The sequence below is a fragment of the Anabaena sp. UHCC 0451 genome (genome assembly GCF_034931405.1).
Lineage (GTDB): Bacteria > Cyanobacteriota > Cyanobacteriia > Cyanobacteriales > Nostocaceae > RDYJ01.
The window spans coordinates 1-3,468 of record NZ_JAYGHA010000048.1; the positions used below are offsets into that span (position 1 = coordinate 1).

Below are 3,468 nucleotides of genomic sequence, written 5' to 3' on the forward strand. Positions count from 1 at the left end.
ATCCTCTTAGAAAAAGCACATTTAGAAACGGCTAAAGCTTTAGCTATTGCTCTTCCTGACCCTGCCAGTACCCGGTTACTTTTGAAAAATGCTCTGACTATTGCACCTAATTTAGATGTAATTGCTCGCTCACACAGTAACAAAGAAATTGACCTTTTAACCCAAATGGGTGCAAAAGAAGTTGTCCAACCTGAATTTGAAGCCGCATTAGAGTTAGGAAATCATTTACTAAAAACCTTGGGTGGAGATGAAAGTTATATCCAAACTGTTATTAACACTATTCGCAAAGATAGATATTTAAGTGTTAGACCTGAACAAGCATAACCATTTTTTAATTAATCCTGATTCAGATATTAATTTCAAGATGCCAATATTTCTCATTTTTCTGACTAATGCCCAGAAGAGGAAGGTGAGGAAACCTCTACTGCCTAACTGCCGACAGCGGCTTTCATGGATTTGTTAGACTGAGGACACTAGGATTTTTCGGTTACATCTTTTGATAACGCCAGCAGACGAGGCTATTCATGCTTACAAATACCTTACTTCTTTCCAATCAACTCCCCAGTTTACAATATTCATCCACTACAGAACGCTTCGATGACACCTGGGAAGCGCCTCTGGCTACTCTTCTTGGACTTGGACGCGCCGCTGGTGCTGATTTTGTAGAATTATTTTTAGAACGTCGTAACTACATTAGTTGTTTAGCAGAAGACGACACCATCACCAGTATCTCCCCCAGTTTAGCGACTGGTGCAGGAGTGAGAGTATTTCGTGGCAAAGCTGACTGTTACGTTAGTACCAACAATCTGACATTTGCCGGCTTGAAAGCAGCCTTAGAAAAAGGTTTGTCTATCATGGGGTTGCAACTACCTGGACCTAGTGCTTTCATTCCCGAAATTAATCTGGAATTATTGAGAGACTACGCCACGAAACGCGGTAAAGATGGCTGGCTACCTTTATGCAGTTCCATCCGTGAAATGGGAGAAATCCTTCTTGATGGTACAGGCCAACTCAACAAAAAAGCCACTCACGTCCAATCACGCCGCGCTTCTTACTTCCGCGATTGGCAAGAAGTCTTAGTTGCTGCTAGTGATGGTACATTTGCTCGTGATGTTCGCCTTACTCAGTCCGTCGGCTTTAATATTCTTTGTGCTGATGGTGCTAACCGTTCTTCCATTGCTGAACGTGCAGGTAACACCAGTGACCCTAACTTTTTAAGAACCTGGGACTATCAACAAGCCTCCGAACAAATCGCCGAATCTGCGGGTAAAATGCTTTATGCAGATTACGTAGAATCAGGTAATTACCCCATTATTATGGCCAATCATTTTGGTGGTGTAATTTTCCACGAAGCCTGTGGACACCTATTAGAAACTACCCAAATTGAACGCCAAACCACACCATTTGCGGATAAAAAAGGCGAAAAAATTGCCCATGAAAGTTTAACAGCTTGGGATGAAGGACGCGCTGAGAATGCCTTCGGGACAATTGATATGGATGACGAAGGAATGCCAGCCCAAAGAACATTATTAATTGAAAAAGGCGTTCTCAAAAACTTCCTAGCTGACAGAACAGGTTCAGCCCGCACCGGACACCCAAGAACAGGTAGCGGTCGCCGTCAAAATTTCACTTATGCTGCTGCTAGTCGCATGAGAAACACTTATATTGATAGCGGCAAATACACCAACCAAGATTTATTTGCCTCCGTTGATAAAGGTATTTACTGCAAAAAAATGGGTGGTGGTAGTGTTGGCGCAACTGGTCAATTTAACTTTAGTGTTGATGAAGCTTATTTAATAGAAAATGGCAACCTTACCAAACCATTAAAAGGCGCTACTCTCATCGGTGAAGCCAAAGAAATCATGAATAAAATTTCTATGTGTTCCCAAGATTTAGAACTAGCTCCCGGTTTTTGTGGTTCTGTCAGTGGCAGCATTTACACCACAGTAGGACAACCCCATATTAAAGTTGATTCCATCACCGTTGGCGGCAGATAAAAACAACAAATAAAAATCATTTAGATGAAAACAGATAAACCATATCATCTGCGTCTATCTGTGTTTATCTGCGTTCAAAAATCTAAAATCCAAAATTGCATCATGTCTAACATTAAAGAAATCGCAACCTACGCTCAAGAAAACGCTGCCAAACTCGGCATTAAAAAATTCGATATTTACGGCTCAACTGTAGATGATACCAGCGTTCAAGTTGACCAAGGTGAACCCAAACAAGTAAAAGCTTCTAACCGTTCTGGTGTCACAGTTCGGGTTTGGAATGAAGAAAACACAATGGGTGTAACCAGCACCACAGATGTAGACCCCAAAGGCTTAGAATTAGCTTTACAAACTGCTTACGAAGCTAGTTTTTTTGGTGTTAAAGAAAACGTTCCTGATTTTAGTCCAGAAGCAACTATTCCCATTGAATACAATCCTAAAGAAAAAGCACTTCAAGCACCCGTTTCTGAACTAATCGAAAAACTATTAGTAGCAGAAAAAGAACTTTTAGCGGCTCATCCTGCTATTAAAGGAGTTCCTTATAATGGTTTAGCTCAAAGAGACATTGACCGATTTTATCTTAATAGTGATGGTGCTTTAAGAACTGAATCTCATTCTTTAGCTACAGTTTATCTTTACAGTAAAACTGAGGAAGAAGGTAAAAAACCCCGCAGTGCTGGCGCTTATCGAGTTAAGGAAAATGTGGCAGATTTAGATATTGCTGGTTGCATTAAAGAAACTGCTGATAAAACTATCAGTCATTTGCATTATGAAAAAATCACAACTGGAAAATATCAGGTAGTTTTTTCTCCTGAAGCTTTCTTGAGTTTATTGGGTGCTTTTTCTAATTTGTTTAATGCCCAAAGTATTTTGGATAATCAAAGTTTATCCAAAGCTGAAGATATTGGTAAACAAATTGCTTCACCTTTACTTTCAGTTTATGATGATGCTTTACATCCCGCAAATATTGGTGCAGAAAGTTTTGATGGTGAAGGTACTCCTACTCGTCAAATAAAATTAATTGAAAATGGTGTTTTAACCAGTTTTCTCCATAGTGCGGGAACAGCTAAACGGTTTAATACTCAACCTACTGGTAATGCAAGTATTGGGGCAAAGGTGAGTGTGAGTCCCAATTTTTATCATGTTTTTGCTGCAAGTAAATCTGAGCAAGAATTGAGTTTAGAAACTGCGGAAAATGTGATTTTAATTGATGATTTACAAGCTCTCCATGCTGGTGTTAAATCTTTACAAGGTTCGTTTTCTTTACCTTTTGATGGTTGGTTAATTAATAAAGGTGAAAAAACCAGTATTGAGTCGGCAACGGTAGCAGGTGATTTTCTGGAGTTATTGAAATCAATTGTTTATGTAGAGAAAGAGGTTGAGTTAACCCCAGGGGGTGTTTGTCCCAGAATTTGGATAAGTGAACTTTCTATTACTGGAGAGTAATATATAGCAGGAGTTAGGAGTCAGGAGT

At 39.7% G+C, this 3,468-nt stretch carries 3 protein-coding genes; all 3 read left to right on the forward strand.

What is annotated here, in order from left to right; all coding sequences use genetic code 11:
* Positions 1–324 (forward strand): NAD-binding protein (locus tag VB694_RS23570; RefSeq protein ID WP_323362772.1); only part of this gene is annotated, 324 nt, incomplete at its 5' end.
* Between the two features lie 200 nt (positions 325–524).
* Entirely contained in the window at positions 525–1,997 is a 1,473-nt protein-coding gene (locus tag VB694_RS23575; protein ID WP_323362773.1) for a TldD/PmbA family protein, read from the forward strand.
* Positions 1,998–2,099: 102 nt separating this feature from the next.
* On the forward strand, positions 2,100–3,440 hold the full coding sequence (locus VB694_RS23580; protein ID WP_323362774.1) for a TldD/PmbA family protein: 1,341 nt from the start codon (positions 2,100–2,102) through the stop codon (positions 3,438–3,440).
* Positions 3,441–3,468: the final 28 nt, after the last annotated feature.